At 59.4% G+C, this 16,893-nt stretch carries 17 protein-coding genes; 10 read left to right on the forward strand and 7 right to left on the reverse strand.

The features are described from left to right. Positions 1–20: 20 nt before the first annotated feature. Positions 21–1,220, reverse strand: a complete 1,200-nt coding sequence (locus AC2A6O_RS27985; RefSeq protein ID WP_498932020.1) for a pyridoxal phosphate-dependent aminotransferase — start codon at positions 1,218–1,220, stop codon at positions 21–23. 95 nt (positions 1,221–1,315) lie between these two features. Next, the gene (locus tag AC2A6O_RS27990; protein WP_498932021.1) at positions 1,316–2,032 is read right to left on the reverse strand and encodes an MBL fold metallo-hydrolase; all 717 of its coding nucleotides are present in this window, start codon (positions 2,030–2,032) and stop codon (positions 1,316–1,318) included. Between the two features lie 127 nt (positions 2,033–2,159). Here AC2A6O_RS27990 and AC2A6O_RS27995 point away from each other — a divergent pair, with 127 nt between their 5' ends. After that, positions 2,160–2,519 (forward strand): winged helix-turn-helix transcriptional regulator, encoded by a 360-nt coding sequence (locus tag AC2A6O_RS27995; protein WP_498932022.1) that lies wholly within the window; start codon positions 2,160–2,162, stop codon positions 2,517–2,519. 37 nt (positions 2,520–2,556) lie between these two features. On the opposite strand, the gene AC2A6O_RS28000 is transcribed toward AC2A6O_RS27995, so the two are convergent. Next, positions 2,557–3,687, reverse strand: coding sequence for a hypothetical protein (locus tag AC2A6O_RS28000; RefSeq protein ID WP_205514165.1), 1,131 nt, complete (start codon positions 3,685–3,687; stop codon positions 2,557–2,559). A 428-nt stretch (positions 3,688–4,115) separates the two neighbouring features. Between AC2A6O_RS28000 and AC2A6O_RS28005 the strand changes: the two genes are divergently transcribed. From AC2A6O_RS28005 to AC2A6O_RS28025, 5 genes are all read left to right on the forward strand, one after another. After that, the gene (locus AC2A6O_RS28005) at positions 4,116–4,340 is read left to right on the forward strand and encodes a hypothetical protein (protein WP_498932023.1); all 225 of its coding nucleotides are present in this window, start codon (positions 4,116–4,118) and stop codon (positions 4,338–4,340) included. 43 nt (positions 4,341–4,383) lie between these two features. After that, positions 4,384–4,626 carry a hypothetical protein gene (locus AC2A6O_RS28010; protein ID WP_498932024.1) on the forward strand — a complete coding sequence of 81 codons (243 nt, stop codon included), beginning with the start codon at positions 4,384–4,386 and terminating at the stop codon, positions 4,624–4,626. A gap of 496 nt (positions 4,627–5,122) precedes the next feature. After that, on the forward strand, positions 5,123–5,596 hold the full coding sequence (locus AC2A6O_RS28015; protein ID WP_498932025.1) for a DUF3775 domain-containing protein: 474 nt from the start codon (positions 5,123–5,125) through the stop codon (positions 5,594–5,596). A 199-nt stretch (positions 5,597–5,795) separates the two neighbouring features. Continuing rightward, positions 5,796–5,921: a hypothetical protein gene (locus AC2A6O_RS28020; protein ID WP_286192709.1), complete on the forward strand. Its 126-nt coding sequence runs from the start codon at positions 5,796–5,798 to the stop codon at positions 5,919–5,921. Between the two features lie 56 nt (positions 5,922–5,977). Then, positions 5,978–6,937, forward strand: coding sequence for a heparan-alpha-glucosaminide N-acetyltransferase (locus AC2A6O_RS28025; protein ID WP_498932026.1), 960 nt, complete (start codon positions 5,978–5,980; stop codon positions 6,935–6,937). A gap of 36 nt (positions 6,938–6,973) precedes the next feature. On the opposite strand, the gene AC2A6O_RS28030 is transcribed toward AC2A6O_RS28025, so the two are convergent. Further along, a complete protein-coding gene (locus tag AC2A6O_RS28030; protein WP_498932027.1) occupies positions 6,974–7,849 on the reverse strand; it encodes a phosphotransferase in 876 nt (291 codons plus the stop codon). A gap of 79 nt (positions 7,850–7,928) precedes the next feature. Between AC2A6O_RS28030 and AC2A6O_RS28035 the strand changes: the two genes are divergently transcribed. The 3 genes from AC2A6O_RS28035 (at position 7,929) to AC2A6O_RS28045 (ending at position 11,785) form a co-directional block, all read left to right on the forward strand. Further along, positions 7,929–8,243, forward strand: a complete 315-nt coding sequence (locus tag AC2A6O_RS28035) for an Rdx family protein (RefSeq protein ID WP_498932028.1) — start codon at positions 7,929–7,931, stop codon at positions 8,241–8,243. A 97-nt stretch (positions 8,244–8,340) separates the two neighbouring features. After that, a complete protein-coding gene (locus AC2A6O_RS28040) occupies positions 8,341–9,045 on the forward strand; it encodes a substrate-binding periplasmic protein (protein ID WP_498932029.1) in 705 nt (234 codons plus the stop codon). Positions 9,046–9,262: 217 nt separating this feature from the next. Further along, complete coding sequence (locus AC2A6O_RS28045; RefSeq protein ID WP_498932030.1) at positions 9,263–11,785, forward strand: methyl-accepting chemotaxis protein; 2,523 nt, start codon at positions 9,263–9,265, stop codon at positions 11,783–11,785. A gap of 101 nt (positions 11,786–11,886) precedes the next feature. On the opposite strand, the gene AC2A6O_RS28050 is transcribed toward AC2A6O_RS28045, so the two are convergent. From AC2A6O_RS28050 to AC2A6O_RS28060, 3 genes are all read right to left on the reverse strand, one after another. Further along, on the reverse strand, positions 11,887–12,267 hold the full coding sequence (locus AC2A6O_RS28050) for a carboxymuconolactone decarboxylase family protein (protein ID WP_330563324.1): 381 nt from the start codon (positions 12,265–12,267) through the stop codon (positions 11,887–11,889). Next, entirely contained in the window at positions 12,221–12,697 is a 477-nt protein-coding gene (locus AC2A6O_RS28055) for a MerR family transcriptional regulator (protein ID WP_498932031.1), read from the reverse strand. Before AC2A6O_RS28055 ends, AC2A6O_RS28050 begins: the two co-directional genes overlap by 47 nt. 198 nt (positions 12,698–12,895) lie before the next feature. Further along, on the reverse strand, positions 12,896–14,470 hold the full coding sequence (locus tag AC2A6O_RS28060) for an ABC transporter substrate-binding protein (protein ID WP_498932032.1): 1,575 nt from the start codon (positions 14,468–14,470) through the stop codon (positions 12,896–12,898). A 196-nt stretch (positions 14,471–14,666) separates the two neighbouring features. Between AC2A6O_RS28060 and betC the strand changes: the two genes are divergently transcribed. Next, positions 14,667–16,184: a choline-sulfatase gene (betC, locus tag AC2A6O_RS28065; protein WP_498932033.1), complete on the forward strand. Its 1,518-nt coding sequence runs from the start codon at positions 14,667–14,669 to the stop codon at positions 16,182–16,184. Positions 16,185–16,893: the final 709 nt, after the last annotated feature.

The following is a 16,893-nucleotide window of genomic DNA, read 5'->3' on the forward strand; positions in this document are numbered from 1 at the left end:
CTTCGCGAAGATCGAAAAGCTTATTTCAGGTTGCCGCAGAAGCGCTGGATGCGGGTGCAGGCTTCTTCCAGGGCTTCGGTGGAGGTCGCATAGGAAATGCGGAAGTTCGGGCCGAGACCGAAAGCCGAGCCGTGAACAACGGCAACGCCTTCAGCTTCCAGAAGCTCGGAGACGAAGTCCTCATCGCTCTCGATCACCTTGCCGGACGGTGCCGTCTTGCCGATGGTGCCGGCACAGGACGGGAACACGTAGAACGCGCCTTCGGGCACCGGGCAGGAAATACCGTTCGCCTGGTTCAGCATGGAGACGACCAGATCCCGGCGACCCTTGAAGATTTCATTGTTCTTCGGAATGAAATCCTGGGTGCCGTTCAACGCCTCGACCGCCGCCCACTGAGCAATGGAACACGGGTTGGAGGTCGACTGCGACTGGACCTTGGCCATCGCCTTGATCAGCTCGGCCGGGCCACCGGCATAGCCGATACGCCAGCCGGTCATCGCATAGGCCTTCGAGACACCGTTGACTGTCAGCGTGCGCTCGTAAAGAGCAGGCTCCACCTGAGCAGGCGTGGTGAACTTGAAGTCATCATAGACGAGGTGCTCATACATGTCGTCGGTCATGACCCAGACCTGGGGGTGCTTCATCAGCACAGCGCAAAGCGCCTTCAGCTCAGCTTCCGTATAAGCCGCACCGGACGGGTTGGACGGAGAGTTGAAGATCAGCCACTTGGAACGCGAGGTAATCGCCGCATCGAGCGCTTCAGGGGTGATCTTGAAAGTCGACTTGTCCGCTTCCACGATCACCGGTTCGCCGCCTGCCAGCAGCACCATGTCCGGATAGCTCACCCAGTAAGGGGTCGGAATGATGACTTCATCGCCCGGGTTCAGCGTTGCAATCAGCGCATTGTAAAGCACCTGCTTGCCGCCGGTTCCAACGGTGATCTGGTTGGTTTCGTAAGTGAGGCCGTTTTCCCGCTTGAACTTCTCGACGATAGCCGCCTTCAGCTCCGGAATGCCATCGACAGCCGTGTACTTGGTCTTGCCGTCGGTGATGGCCTTGATGGCGGCTGTCTTGATGTTTTCCGGGGTATCGAAATCCGGCTCGCCAGCTCCGAGACCGATTACATCGCGGCCTGCGGCTTTAAGCTCGCGTGCCTTGTTGGTGACGGCGATGGTCGCAGAAGGTTGAACACGCGCCAATGCGTCAGCAAGAAAGCCCATAATGTCCTCCAGGGGGAAACGGGATTAACAGCGCGCGGACCCTAGATCCGTGCGCTGCGGAAAACAAGACCAAATCAAGACGAGACCGGGCGTTTTCAGACCGCTTGCGCCAGTTTGCCGGCGTATCTTTCGATCGCCCTGGCATCAAGCGGTCCACCATGGCCGAGATAGAACCGTTTCGCCCCCTTCGACAGCAAAAGTTTCAGCGACCGGGCGACCTCAATCGTGTCTTCTTCAAAGGGTGGTGGCTTGGGCCAGCCCTTGAATGCGATTCCCCCAAGAAGAATGCCGGATGCCGCCAGATCACCCGCGATGACGGTACCGTCTGCAAGCAGGACCGAAAGCGATCCCGGCGTGTGGCCAGGCGTCGGCAATACTTCTCCCGCAAGGCCATAGGCTGACAGATCCAGGGTCTGGTCTGCCGACAGGAGAATGTCCGGCTCGACCTTCGCAAACGGCCGCTCGATGGCCCCCGTCATCTTGAACAGGCGGCCGAATGGGCCGGAGGGACGCAGCAGTGGCGCCCTGCCCTGGCAATAGGGCAGATCGCCTTCATGCAGCACAATGGGCGCCCCGGACAGTTTCCTGATGCGCGCGGCGCTACCTGCATGATCGATATGGCCATGGGTCACCACGATCAGCTTGAGGTCGGCGAGGGAGCAACCGGCTTTTGACAGACCTTTTCCGATCTTGCGTTCGCTGCCCGGCAACCCCGTGTCGACAAGCACCGCACCATCGGCAGAGGTCAGCAGAAAGGCATTGACCATGCCGAACGGCAGGATCGGAATGGCGTGGATCTGGATCTCGGACATGTTTGCCGCGGCTCTCTTCCTGGTGATAGGCTGAGCCTTTCCTAGGCGGACGCGAAAAAGCGTTCAATTAGGCACCTTTTGGTAACCCGGACACGCCTTGGATCCGGGCAAACCGGCGGAAACGGACATGAGCGAACCGATCGCACCCCTCTGGCGCCTGCCCGGCACGCAGGACTGCCCTGTCGCCGACACTCTGAAAACCATAGGCGGCAAACACACACCCAGGGTTCTGCATTGCCTGGCCTTGAAGGATCATCATTTTCTGGAACTTCAGCGCACACTGTCGCCGATCAGCCGAAAGGTGCTCGTCCAGGAGCTGCGCCATCTGGAAGAGGCCGGACTTGTCGCCCGCACCCAGCTGGACGACGCTCGCCGCCGTGTCCGCTACGGCCTGACACCAAAGGGCCGCGGCCTGGCTGAAATCCTGGGTCGGATCTTCCTTTGGGCCGTGGAACACCACACCGGGAACGAAGCTTCCGCGGCTTGACGCAAACGGGCCGGTCAACCGTGCCCGGAGTACACAATCAGCTTCTCGTTTCGAGGATGAGCTTGGGCTCGTCCTTGTCTTCATCGATGATCGTGGATTTGAAGCGCTTTTTCTTGGTCTGGCCGTTGAGCACGGTCACAGGCACCGACAGAGGAACATCCGAAGCTTCCTTGGCGGCCGTCAAAAGGGAGGCGTAATTGCTCGGGTGCAGCAGCATTTCGGTGATCGGACGGCCGTCGATTGCCTCCGACGTCAAATGATAGGTCTTCATCGCCGCATTGTTGGCCGCGATGATCATGCGTGACTTGATGTTGACCACCAGGATCGGCGCGCTGCACGCTTCGAAGACCTTGGCAAAATCGACATCGCCGCCCGCATGGCCTGCCGAGAACAGTACGCCGCCCACCGTGCCGCCGACGCGGAAATACATGGCGTCATATTTCAATTCGACGCTGTCGTTGGAGGCCAGCAGAAACTTGCCCCGGCCGGTCGCGCTCGCCCGGCGCGTCAGCGCCGCCAGCGTCAGGGAGACGATCGTCCGGCCAACCCGGTTCTGGATATGGGCGATGTTGCGCCCAAGGATCAGCCGCGCGTCCTCGATCTGAAAGCTCTTCAGGAAACCGTCGCTGGCAAAGCGCACGTAGCCGAAATTATCGACCAGAAGCACCCCGCGCGTCGACGACGCCACGAAATGCTGGAGGATCGGCGCAAGCCCCAGCACGACCCTGCCCGGATTGTCGTCGTTCTCGCCAACGGAGGGAAAGCAGATCGCGAGGATCTTGCCGTCCGGCAACTCATAACGATAGGCAACGATCGGAATGCCCGGGATCCGGTGGTCCGGTCCGCCGCCGACATCGAACGGTCCTGCCCGCCCTTCCCGGATAGCGCCCTGCACCAGACGGAGAATGGTTTTCCGATCCTCCGGCGACAGATGGCGCAATGCTTCGTTGGAAGGCGCCTCCTGCAGATCGCGCACTTCACTGTTGAAACTCTGCGACCCCACCTCATGCCAGAGGATGGTCTTTCTGCTGATATCTGCGATGAAAAACTGGATACCCGCCAGAGCTAAAGCCGGTGGCTCCGCAGCCTTTTTGACCGGCGGTTCCGTCGACGTTGCTAGGTCTGTCGGCTTATCCACCGTGGCGCTCTGAGCGGCGTTAGTCGTCATTCGATGCCTGGTCTGTTCTTAGCGGGTCTCCCTGTTCTGGAGCATGCTTGTGAAATGCAAACAAAAGCTAAAATCCCGCTGTTAAAATCCTGGCTTACGTCAATTTTTACAGTCTTTAAAAATGAAATACATTTTACGAGAAGGTTTATTGTTATTTTTACGAGGGGTTAATTTACAGAATTCTGCCCTTGACTGCACACGTGCCTGAGACGGCCTGGTAACGCGAAAATCAAGATACCCTCGCTCCGGTTTGCAGCCGCGACCGGAGACTGGACACCACCTGTTGTGGTGCTTATGCCGGGCGCCAGCAATCAGTCGGAACTTGCCGCAAAATGGTCATGAAAACACACAGGCCATGTCTAATTCGCGTCTGCCTGACGGCGCAATTTCCATCGAAATTGATGTCTCCCAAGCGGATGGAGGAGCCGATGGCCCTAGCAACGATTGTTCAGCCGACGACTGAAACGCAGAACGTAAGCTCGAAACCTGTTTCCCTGTTCATCATGGCAGCAGGCTTGTTGATGATGATGTCCACGTTGGAGCCGTCCCTGGCGCTGCCGATGGTCGCGTTTCTGACCATGGCCGCCGTCACCTGTCTGATGGCCCGCCGCCTGTTTCAGGACCTGACCGGCGCAGATGCGCAGGCAGACTGACAGCAGCCACCGTACAACCGTTCAAACCTGACAGAACTTGATCATGGCACGCGTCGAAAATCAGAAATCCAGAAAATCCAATCCCTCGAAAAGCGACCTGCATGAAGCCCGGCCGCTGTTGCAGGCGATCTTTCTGGGCATGCTGCTGGCAACCGCCCTGGTCGCTGCGGCAGCCATGGCCAAACCAACCAACATGAACAGCATCACCAAAACCGCCCCTGCCGCCCACACGGTAGTCGGAAGCGCACCGGCGATCCCCGGTCTGCCATCAAAGTCCACGTTCTGAAAACACAATCCCCAAGATAGCCGAGACCCGGCCTCATGCTTGACATGAGTGCCGGGCCTCAGTGCCCGGTCCGCCGCCGGAGAAACTTTCTTTTCCGCTGCCGGCCCCTCTTTTGTCTGGCTGACAGGCCATCGCAAAACCAAGCAATGGGGCACACCCACATTCTGACCGCACCTGGGTGATCGGCCTGGGGTGAACAGCCTGTCGCCCCGCTGTTGATCACGGTCAAGGACAGGATTTCGACTGCCAGCCAAGTAAAGCAAGAACAGGTTTTGCCCGCAAGACCACATCCGGCTTCGGGCAGGCACCGGCAGCGTATTTACCGGAGACACCGGGTTCGGCCTTGGATACCGGGGATAACTCGGGTGCGGGTCTTTGTGAAAATCTTCCGCCACGTCCCTGCCTCGGGCGTGGAACAAAACCTGCAGCGGGGCATTTATCTCTCAGCGGGTGATTATCGCCGCTGCAATTGGCGGCCACAGAAGGAATTCCGATCATGACCATTGCCAACGACGAAAAGTGGATCGATAAAGACACGAAGGGCTTGTCGGAGGCATCAATGGACATCAACCTCACACTTTCAGCAGACACGATCCGCCTGCTAGCACAGAAGGCACGGGCCGTCTCATCTTCGCTTGAGGACACGTTCGAGGACGGTCACGAAGGCGACGTCGAATTCGATGCCGACACGCTGGAACAGAGCCACGGTCACGATGGCTTGGCCGAAGAGGAAAACGACGACCTCTCCGATGAAGAATTGCGGGAACTGATCGAGGATCTGAATGTCGATGAAGCCGCCGAACTGGTGGCCATCGCGTGGATCGGCCGTGGCGACTTCGAGGCTGAAGACTTCCAGCAAGCCGTCGATGAAGCAAAGGAACGTGCCGCCGGCTCCACGGCAAACTATCTGCTTGGCCTGCCGCTTCTGGCCGACCACCTGGAAGCTGGCCTCGACACACTGGACCTCTAAGAGGAACCCCGCAGCGCTCTTGTCCGCAGGTCGTCGGACGCTTCGGCAGGGCAGATCGCCTAGGTCAATTTTGCCGGGTCTTTCACATATCGCCTTTTTCCTTGGGAAAACCGGCCGAGACCTGATTTACCGTCTTTACCGCCGCCGGACATTTGGCTCACTCTTGCCCCACTTCGTGGTGGGACAAAGGAGTGAGGGCATGCTTCAAAAGTCGGCGAACCAGGACGTATTTACCGTCCATCGTCCATCTCCATGGCCATATGTCGGCGCGTTGATGGCTGCGTCGGCCCTGATCACGACACTGGTCGTGACCTTCAGCAGCTAATCCAGACCGGCATAACCGCCCGTCATCTACCCCGGTTATCGTCAGAAAGTCCTTTTATGCGTTCAACGCGTCTGGCCGTGCTCGATCTTGCCCGCGGCCTCGCAGTTGTCGCCATGGCGATCTACCATTTTTCCTGGGACCTCTCCTGGTTCGCTTATGTCGATTGGCCCGTCGCCCAGGGCTCCGGCTGGCGTATCTTTGCTGCTTCGATAGCCGGCAGCTTCCTGTTTCTGGCCGGCATCAGCCTCGATTTCGCGCATCACAAGGGCATCCGTTGGCGGGCTTTCTGGCGCCGTCTTGTCGTGATTGTCGCTGCGGCGGCGGCAGTGTCTGCGGTCACCTATTTCACCTTCGGCGACACATTTGTCCGCTTCGGCATTCTGCACTGCATTGCGCTGTCCAGCCTGATCGCCTTGCCCTTCACGCGACTTCCCGTCTTCCTTGCCGGGCTCGCCGCGGCGCTGGTGTTCAGCCTGCCCTTTTGGGCCGCTTCTCCGGCATTTGACGGGCAGGTGTGGCTGTGGACCGGGCTTGGCACGCCGGGTTTCGCAAGCGTCGACTATGTTCCGCTTGCCCCATGGGCAGGTGTGACACTCGCCGGTGTTGCCGTTTCGAAGATTTTTCGCAAGTTCGACCTCTGGCAGAAGGTGTCCGGCCTGATGTTTTCGCGCCCTCCGGGCCGCCTGACCCGGTTTCTCGGTCGCCATTCCCTCGCCGTCTATCTGCTGCATCAGCCTTTGCTGTACGGCCTGGTGTGGACAGCAACACAGATCGGACCTGAGATGGACCGGTCCGCAATCGCCTTCGTGCGCAACTGCACGGTTTCCTGTCAGGGCACAACCGCCACGCCTGAAATCTGCGAGGCGGCGTGCGGATGCACGCTCGATTATCTGAGAGCGGACGGCATCTGGGACAAGCTGCTGGCAGAACCGGAAAACCAGTCGCTGCGGAACCGGATGTCAAACCGATACAGCCAATGCCTTGCAGACCCCAACGGACAGGCTCCGCTCAACTGACGCCGCCTTCCCTGATGCTCGGGCTGTCTTCCAGGTTCAAGCAAGATCCGCCAGTTGTTGAAGAGCCCGCATTCGCCTCTGCCTGGCAAAGAGAAGAAACACGGTTTCGTCCCGTCCTGCCGCCACCTGCTCCAGTGCCCACAGTGCCGATACCGTGTCGCATTTGGCTTTCATGACGCTAAGACGTGCCGCGTCAGGCAGCACAGCTCCGGTTGCCGCATAGGCTTGCAGAAAGACGTCCTCCTGATCCGGCCTCATCTCGTGCTCCAGAACTGCATAGGCAAGATCCCAGGCCGGATCGGACATGCCGGAAAACTCCCAGTCGATCAGCCAGAGCCCTTCAGCCGTCATCAGGCAATTACCCGGAGAGGGATCCCCGTGGCTCGGGACATACTCAGGGCCGTCTCTATCGGCCATGCGAAGCTTCAGCACCTCCTCCAGTCCGGCCATCTCCGCGCGATGCTCAGTCATATCGAGAAGCCCTTGCCATTGCATCTGAAGCACGCTGTCCGGGTCGAGACGCCCCTCGAAGGCGGCGCCGGACCCATGCAAACGCCCCAGCGCCTGACCAAGAGCCTGAGCGAGATCATATGCCGGCAGCCCCAGAAGGCCGGCAGGGATACTCCTGACCTCGACGGCCCTCGTCACCAGAACACCTGTACCTGGATCACAGAACACCGGCGGCACGGCTAAGCCAGCAGCTGCGGCCAGCGTCAGGTTTCGCGCTTCCGCTTTCCGGTCGATGCTGCCTGCCGCCTCCGGGCGCGGCAGCCGCAGAAAGAAGCTGCCTTCCTCGGCCTCAAGCTTGAACACACGGTTGGTCAACCCGGGAAACGCCGTGGCCGTCAGAGGCTCACCGCAAAGGATGTGCAATTCCGGATGGTTTTCAAACGTCTCCAGAATAACTGGCAAAGTAGCGTCTGGCGCGTCGGAGCAAAGTTGTGGCACAAGCAAAAACCATCAAGTGAAACAAAGGAACCGGCCGGACGCCATGACGAACGTCCCTTCGCCCCATATCATCATCACCTATTGCCGCCAATGCAATTGGCTGCTGCGCTCCGCATGGATGGCTCAGGAGATCCTGTCCACTTTCTCCGAAGAAACCGGTGCGGTCAGCCTTGTTCCCGGCGCTGGCGGTATCTTCACGATCATCTGCGACGGTGAAACCGTCTGGAACCGCGAAACGGATGGCGGCTTTCCGGATGCCAAGGTGCTGAAACAACGGCTCCGCGACCAACTCTGGCCGGAGAAGGATCTCGGCCATAGCGACAGGCAGGACCGGCAGAGTGAGCCCGGGAAAGTATGATCGGATACCCTTCCTAAACCTTCAAACCTGTATAGTGTGCCTCTGAAACAAAGCTTTCGGCAGATTTTTTAGATAATACGCATGAACCGGAGTCTTCATGCACATCAGATTATCAGCGTTTTTTCTGGCAATTGCATTGCTTGCAAGCACAGGTATTTCCTCGGCAACGGACAATACTCGCGCTGAAATTGTCATTTACACCGAAGACTACAAACCCCTTTATTTCCCGTATGAAAACGGGCGCATCGACGGCACTGTGACCAGACTTGTCCAAAGCCTTGCCGACGAGGCCGGCATATCGGTCGAGATGCATATGCGGCCTTTCAAACGCGGATTGAATGCGGTTGAAAGCAGCGCCAACCATTGTTTCATGGCTCTGTGGCGCACTGAAGCCCGTGAACCGAATTTCTCCTGGGTCGGACCTCTGGAATACGACGGCTACGGCCTGTTTGCGCTTAAGGACAGCACAATCGAACTGTCCTCCGTGGAGGACAGTTTCGCCTATGCGACAGGCGCCGTCGGCGGCTGGACCAGCACCAATGAACTTCAGAAAGCGGGCCACCCGAATCTGGTTCTCGTTTATGAAGACAAGCTGAATGCAAACATGCTGCAGTCCGGTCATACCAAACTCTGGCTGGGCGGCCTGATTTCATCTCCCTATGTCGCTGCGCAGGAAGGCGCGGAGATCAAGAGGCTGCTCACCCTCCGGAAAGTGGAACTCGCGCTGGCCTGCAACAGGAACATAGATGCGTCCCTCATTAACCGATTGCAGGCAGCCCTCAACACCCGCCTAAAGAAGTAACTGCAAAGCGACCACAGGCGTCTGACGCATTAGGCGAATATGTCTCCCTCAACAACGGCCCCCTTGTTTGCCCGCTCCCGAAAAAGAGCGTTTCCAAAGTCTTACGTGCTTAAAATACAAACAAATGACAGCTCATAATTAATGCAGACCTCTTTCGGATCTTATTAAAACTTTCCGCGCAAAGTGCTTCCGGCTAGATAATATCCGGGGCGCAAGAATGAAGTTCGTAAGCTTTCCTTTCCGGAAAAGTGCAACCAGAGCCTTACCAACAGGGATTGACCGCCCTGGAACCGCGTCGCGGCAGCGCGTTTTCTTCGACTGGCCGATCAAGACCCAGTTGCAGATCGGGTTCGGTGCAATGCTTCTGTGCGCCATCGGAGTTGGCGCGGGTGGCTTATACGCCGGCTCGGAGGTCAAGAACTCGGTAACGGTCGCCAAGACGGCCAACGAGCTTCTCGGCAGCGTTCCCAAATTGCTGACCAACGCCCAGACATTCGGCCGGGATGGCAGCAACCAGGCGGCAGACGGCGTCGCCACCGATATCGCCTCGATTTCCCGTGAAAGCCTGAACCTGTCCGAAAGCCAGCCTCAGGCGGCAACGCAACTTGCGACAATCGTCAACGAGCTCGAGAGCAGCTTTGCGACGCTGCGCGACAAACGGCAGAGCCGCGACACCGCAGCTGCGAGCCTCGACACGCTTACTGCCGAAATGGTCGAGACGACCAAGAAAGCCTTCGAAGACTACACGGCCCTTGCTGCATACAGATCTGCCCTTGCCCTCAACAACGAAGGCAAGATGAACAACCTGTCCAACGTCAGCCCACGTCTCAGCAACATGCGCATCACCACGGTGGTGCTGGCACAGGAGGTGGAAACCTTTGCCGCGACACCGGACAAGGCTCTCGCAAAGAAGCTGGCCAAACAGGTGGATGCACTCGTCAAGGATGCCAAGGCGGTTCGTCGAACGGTGAAGACCGATACGATCAAGGACAGCGTCAAGTCTCTGACAAAACATTCCAACTCCTTTGAAAAGCTGCTGAAGGCGCATCTCAAATCTCCGGCCCCGGACGCCTGGAACACGCAGCTGGAACCGGCCACCCGCGAACTGATCACCCTCGCCGACACCATCATCAAGGCCGCCCAGGAGCCGATCAACGACCTGACGAAGGAACTGAGGGAGTTCGACAAGGCCAGCGCAGACATCGCACTGCTGTCGAATTACACCCAGAGCGTGGCCCGCAGCGTGCTCGGCATCCGCAGCGCCTACTCCGACTATCTGAACACCTCTTCTCAGGTCTCCGCCGATACGTTCCAGATGTACCTGACCGACGCGCGCACAGAGCTTGAAAATCTTGACACCGTGCGAACCTCCGCCAGCAAAAATGCCTCTGACAAGGCCCTGAGCGATCTTCTGAACGGTCCTCTGAAAGCACTTGTAGCAGCCGGAGCGGACGCCTTGCCGGAACTTGAGGCCACGTTCGTCGAAGTCGTTGCCTCAACCACCGCGCTGCGATCCAGCGAAAAGTCCTTTGCCGCGGCAGCCGCCTCGCTGACGGACCAGGCGGAAGTCATCAGCGCCAACTCGGAGGCGACCGCTCTTGCAAGTGCCGTTGGCGCACAGACACAGATTACCGTCACTCTGGGGCTGGCCCTGCTTCTGGGGATCGCCTTCGTCGTGCTGCTGTCCAGCGCCATCATCCGCCCCATCCGGGGGCTGACCGGAGCAATGCTCAAACTGAGGGACGGCGATACGGATATCGCCCTGCCCGCAACCAACCGCAAGGACGAAATCGGCCATATGGCCCAGGCCGTCGCCACCTTCCGCGATCGGGAAATCGAACGGATGCGGCTGGAAAAGGAAACCCTTGCGAGCCAGGAAGATGTCCGCAAACGACAGGCGACCGTTGACGCGCTGGTGGCCTCCTTCCGTCAGGATATCGAGGAAGCCCTCGCCACCGTGACCGGCAACATGCAGCAGCTCGACAACACTGCCGAGCAGCTGTCCGAAATCGCCCGCACGACCACAGGCAGGTCCGAGGACGTCAGCACGGCGTCCAGCCAGGCCAGCCACAACGTCCAGACGATTGCAGCCGCCACGGAAAAACTCAGCACCTCGGTTCAGGAAGTTGGCCGGCAGGTCAATGACACCCTGGTGCGCGTTGAAGAAGTCGCAGGCGCCACCCGCACCTCCAACGACCAGATCAAGGGTCTGTCCGCCGCTGCGGAGCGCATCGGCACCGTCGTACAGCTTATTCAGGAGATTGCCGAGCAAACCAATTTGCTGGCACTCAATGCGACCATCGAAGCCGCACGCGCCGGTGACGCCGGACGAGGCTTTGCCGTGGTTGCTTCCGAGGTCAAGTCACTGGCTGGACAGACAGCCAAGGCGACCGAGGAAATCTCCAGCCATGTGACCGAAATTCAGGACGCAACCAGCGGCGCCGTCGAAGCGATCAGCACGATCATGACCATGATGGAAGCCGTCAACGAAACTGCGGCCGCCATGGCAAGCTCCGTGGAACAGCAGGCCGGTGCAACCACCGAAATCTCCGACGGCGTCTCCCAGGCTGCCGGACAGACCGCCAGTGTATCGGAGAATATCGGCGACCTCTCCCGTGGCTCCAGCGAAACCAGCCTGTCGGCCCGTGAGGTGGAAGAAATCACCGATGCTGCCACCCGTCAACTCGCCGAGGTTACCACCCGGATCGACAGGTTCCTTCAGGACGTCGCCGCGGCCTGAGTGGGGACTGCAATAGGGTATGCCGGTATACCGGCACCCCACTGTTTTTCACCTGGCTATCCGCAATCATCTTGGCGGATTAGATGCGTGACTGATTTCACTCACGCCGCATCCTGAGCCTCGAACACCTCCCGCGCCGCATTGAGGCCGTTGATGGCTGCCGGCAGGCCGCCGTAGACGGCCATTTGCCAGATCGCCTCGATGATTTCGGTGCGGCTGGCCCCGGTGGCCAGCGTGTGTTCGATGTTGATCTTCAACTGCGGTGCCGTCTGTCCACCGAGCACGGTCAGCGCCGCGATGGTGCACAATTGGCGCGTTTTCAGGTCAAGGCCCTCACGGGCATAATGCCGGCCATAAGCCCATTCGATCAGGCTTTCGGCAAAGCCGGGCAGAAGGTCGTCATAGCCCTTGCTGAGAACGGCTTCGAGATCGGGATTAAGTTTCTGCGTCAGCGCGCGGCCGCGTTCCAGGGCGGTGCTCATCTTTCGGAACTTCCTTGCTTGGCGGCGCAGCGTGTTCGGTCCGGGCGCAGCTTTCGAAGGTGGGGTCGACGGTCTCGCCCGCTTCCATCCTTCTGTAGAGATCAATCTTATCGTCCAGGACATCCAGCATTTCGGTGAGCCGGACGATATCGCCGGCAACCTTCTGTCTGTGCTGTTCCAGCAATTCACGGCGCTCTGTCAGAGAGGCCGCCCCCTTTGTGCGCAGGTCCGCGTAATGCAGCCGATCCTTGATGCCCATGCCGGTTGACTTCAGCCGGTCCAGGAAATCAATCCATCTGAGGATCGCCGCATCGTAGACCCGCCGTCCACCACCGTCCCTCAGGGGCCGTGGCATCAGGCCGATCTTCTCGTAGTAGCGCAGGGTATCAGTCGAAAGTCCCGATTTCTCGGCCAGGTCACCAATCCGCATGTCAGTCTCCGAACGGAACGATTTCCTTCAGCTACCAGTTGGAGCGCACTCCAGGTCAAGCGTCTTTTTGAAAAAAACGGCCAGCGGAGTGACCGCTGGCCGTTGGAAAGGCTCCCGATGGAGCGCTGTGAAGATCAATCCGGCGAGGCGGGTTCAACCGCCTTCGCCTTTACGGCTGCAGAAGCCGTCTTGGGACTGTTAGGCGAACCACCAGCGTTCGATGGCCCGGAAGCCGTCGAGGGTCCAGTTGGCGCCCACCACTTCGGGATGCGCAACGCTGTTGGTGTGCGCCATCACGTAGCTGGCGAACATCGGCACGATCACGCCGCCTTCCGTACGCAGGATCTGCTGCATTTCCTTGTACATCTCGGCGCGCTTGGCCTGGTCCAGTTGCGAACGGGCCTCGACCAGCAGCTTGTTGAAGCGCTCGTTGTCCCAGAAGGTATCGTTCCAGGGAGCACCGGCTGCATAGGCAACCGTAAACGCCAGATCCTCGGTCGGACGGCCGCCCCAGTAAACGGCGGAAAACGGCTTCTTCATCCAGACGTCCGACCAGTAACCGTCGTTCGACTCGCGCACCGGCTTGAGGTTGATGCCGGCTTTGGCGGCGCTGTTGGAGAAGAGGACTGCCGCATCGACCGCGCCGCCGAAGGCAGCGTCAGCCGCCGACAGACTGACATCGAGCGAATCGAGACCCGCCTGTTTCAGATAAAACTTGGACTTGTCCGGATCGTAGCTAGTCTGCTCGATATCGTCAGCATAGTAGCGGTAGGACGGGCTGATCGGCGTATCATTGCCCACCGCGCCATAGCCGAACAGAATCTTGTCCACCAGTTCCTGCCGGTCGACGGCATATTTCAGCGCCAGACGCACATTGTTGTCGTTGAACGGCGCCGCGCGCGTATCCATGGCAAAAGTGTAGTGCTGCGTGCCGGTGACCGACAGAATCTTGACGTTCGGCGCACGCTGGAAGAGGCTGACTGTCTTCAGATCGACCTGGTCGATCGCATCGACGTTGCCCGTCATCAGCGCCGACTGGCGCGCAGCCGCATCCAGGATGGTCAGCATCTTGACTTCATCGAAATGGGCGCGGTCGGTTTTCCAGTAGTTCGGGTTGCGCGTCAGCTCGGCAATGACGCCGGGATCGTAGTTGACCACCTTGTAGGGACCGCAGCCGTTCGGGCTTCTGGTATCGATTGTGCCATCCTTGGCGGGCATGATCGCAAGGTGATAGTCACTGACGACATAAGGGAAGTCGGCATTGCCTGCTTCCAGTGTGAAAACGACCGTATCGCCGTTCGCCTTGACGTCCTCGATCTGCGCGACAATCGGTTTCGCTGCAGAGGTACTCTTCTCGCCGCGATGATAGTTGATCGAGGCAACGACATCGTCCGCAGTTACCGTGCCGCCCTCGTGGTATTCAACACCCGGGCGAATCTTGAACGTCCACTCTTTCGCGTCGGGCGATGCTTCCCAGCTCTCGGCAACTTCCGGCACGAGTGAACCGTCGGCCCCGATTTCAACAAGGTAGCCGTGACGTGCGGTCGCGAAGGTCTGGGAATAGGCGTTGTCCCATGTGCCCGGATCGTAGTTGTCGTTGGTGTTGCCGCCGGCCATGCCGACCCGGAACGTGCCGCCCTTCTTGGGCTGCGCAGAAGCCGGCCCGACACCGAACTGTCCTGCGAACGCCGTTGCGCCGATAGCGGCCGTTCCCATCAGAACGCCTCGCCGGGAGATCCCCGATTGTAAGAGTGGCTGGTTTAGAGTCTTCATATACCTGTCCCTTCTTTATTCAGGCCAATCTGGCCCGGCTGAACGGCATAAGCTGCACACATAGGTAAGATGTGCAAGTTACTTCGCTTTAATAACGTCTTGGGCTGGTGAAAGAGGATAATGAATTTGATTGATTGCTCAATCAAAAAAACATTAAGTATCCGCCACTCGTCCTGCAGTCCGTTGGAGAAGCCCTATGACCAAACGCAAGAACATCCTGATTTTGATGGTCGATCAATTGAACGGAACGCTCTTTCCCGATGGACCGGCAGACTTTCTTCACGCTCCCAATCTCAAGCGGCTGGCGGAACGTTCGGTCAGATTTGAGAACGCCTACACCGCCTCTCCGCTCTGCGCACCGGGACGGGCGAGCTTCATGTCGGGCCAGTTGCCGCGCCGCACCGGCGTTTACGACAACGCGGCCGAATTTGCCTCCGACATTCCGACCTATGCCCATCACCTGCGCCGCGCCGGTTACACGACCTGCCTGTCGGGCAAGATGCATTTCGTCGGCCCGGACCAGATGCACGGCTTCGAGGAACGCCTGACCACCGACATCTACCCGGCCGACTTCGGCTGGACGCCAGACTACCGCAAGCCGGGCGAGCGCATCGACTGGTGGTATCACAACATGGGCTCGGTCACGGGCGCAGGCGTTGCCGAGATTTCCAACCAGATGGAATATGACGACGATGTTGCCTTCCAGGCCGTGCGCAAGATCCACGATTACGGCCGCGGCAAATACGACAGGCCCTTCTGCCTGACGGTCAGCTTCACCCACCCGCATGACCCTTATGTCGCCCGCCAGAAATACTGGGACCTTTACGAGGACTGCGAGCACCTGCTGCCGCAAGTTCCCGCCATGCACTATGACGATCACGACCCACACGCAAAGCGCATCTTCGATGCCAACGATTGGCGCAAATTCGACATCACGGAAGAAGACATCCGCCGCTCGCGCCGCGCCTATTTCGCCAATATCTCCTATCTGGACGACAAGATCGGCGAGATCCTGCATGCCCTCGACGCGATGGACCTCAGCGAGGACACGACCATCCTGTTTGTGTCCGACCACGGCGATATGCTGGGCGAGCGCGGACTGTGGTTCAAGATGACCTTCTTCGAAGGCTCCGCACGCGTGCCGCTGATGGTTGCCGATGCGGATCTGACGCCAAAGCACATTTCCGATCCGGTCAGCACGCTCGACGTTCTGCCGACCGCCTGCGATCTTGCCGGCATCGACATGAGCGAGATCATGCCCTGGACCGACGGCACCAGCCTCGTGTCGCTGGCAAAAGGCGAGGCCCGCACCGCACCGGTGCTGATGGAATACGCCGCCGAAGCCTCCTACGCGCCGCTGGTCGGCATCCGCGAAGGCGATTGGAAATACATCCACTGCGAACTCGATCCGCCGCTGCTCTTCAATGTGACGGACGATCCGCACGAACTGACCAACCTCGCCGCCGACCCGACCCATGCGGCAACTGCCGTACGCTTTGCGGAAATCGCCGGAAAGCAATGGGACATGGCCGCCTTCGACGCCGAAGTCCGCCAATCCCAGGCCCGCCGCTGGATCGTCTACGAAGCCCTGCGCAACGGCGCCTATTTCCCCTGGGACTACCAGCCCCTGCAAAAAGCCTCCGAACGCTACATGCGCAACCACATGGACCTGAATGTGGTGGAAGAGAGCCAGCGGTATCCAAGGGGAGACTGAAGGCGAGTTACAGCCCATGCCTGCCCTTGAGCCACCTGGATCGCCACTCCCGTTTTTGTCATCCCCGCGCAGGCGGGGATCCAGTAACCACCCACCCTCACGGATGGACACTTACCGGCCACAGGGAATACTGGATCCCGGTCTTGGCTGCGCCAAACCGGGATGACAATGCGGAGGCAGTCTCCAACGTCTGCCCCAACCGCTTGCTTCACCACACCCACTTTGTCATCCCCGCGAAGGTGGGGATCCAGTAACCACCCGACCTCACGAATGGCCACTTACCAGCCACAGGGAATACTGGATCCCGGTCTTGGCTGCGCCAAACCGGGATGACAACGTGGAGGCAGTCTCCCACACCTGCCCCTACCACTTGCTTCACCACACCCACCTTGTCATCCCTGCGAAGGCGAGGACCCAGTAACCACCCGCCCTCAAGCATGGCCACTTACCGGCCACAGGGAATACTAGATCCCGGTCCTGGCTGCGCCAAACCGGGATGACAACACTGAGGCAGTCTCCAACGCCTGCCCCAACCGCTTGCTTCACCACACCCACTTTGTCATCCCCGCAGAGGCGGGGACCCAGTAACCACCCACCCTCACGGATGGCCACCTGCCAGCCACAGGGAGTACTGGATCCCGGTCCTGGCTGCGCCAAACCGGGATGACAACGCGGAGGCAGTCTCCCACACCTGCCCCATCCGCTTGCT

It is taken from the genome of Labrenzia sp. ATLA3 (assembly GCF_057180185.1).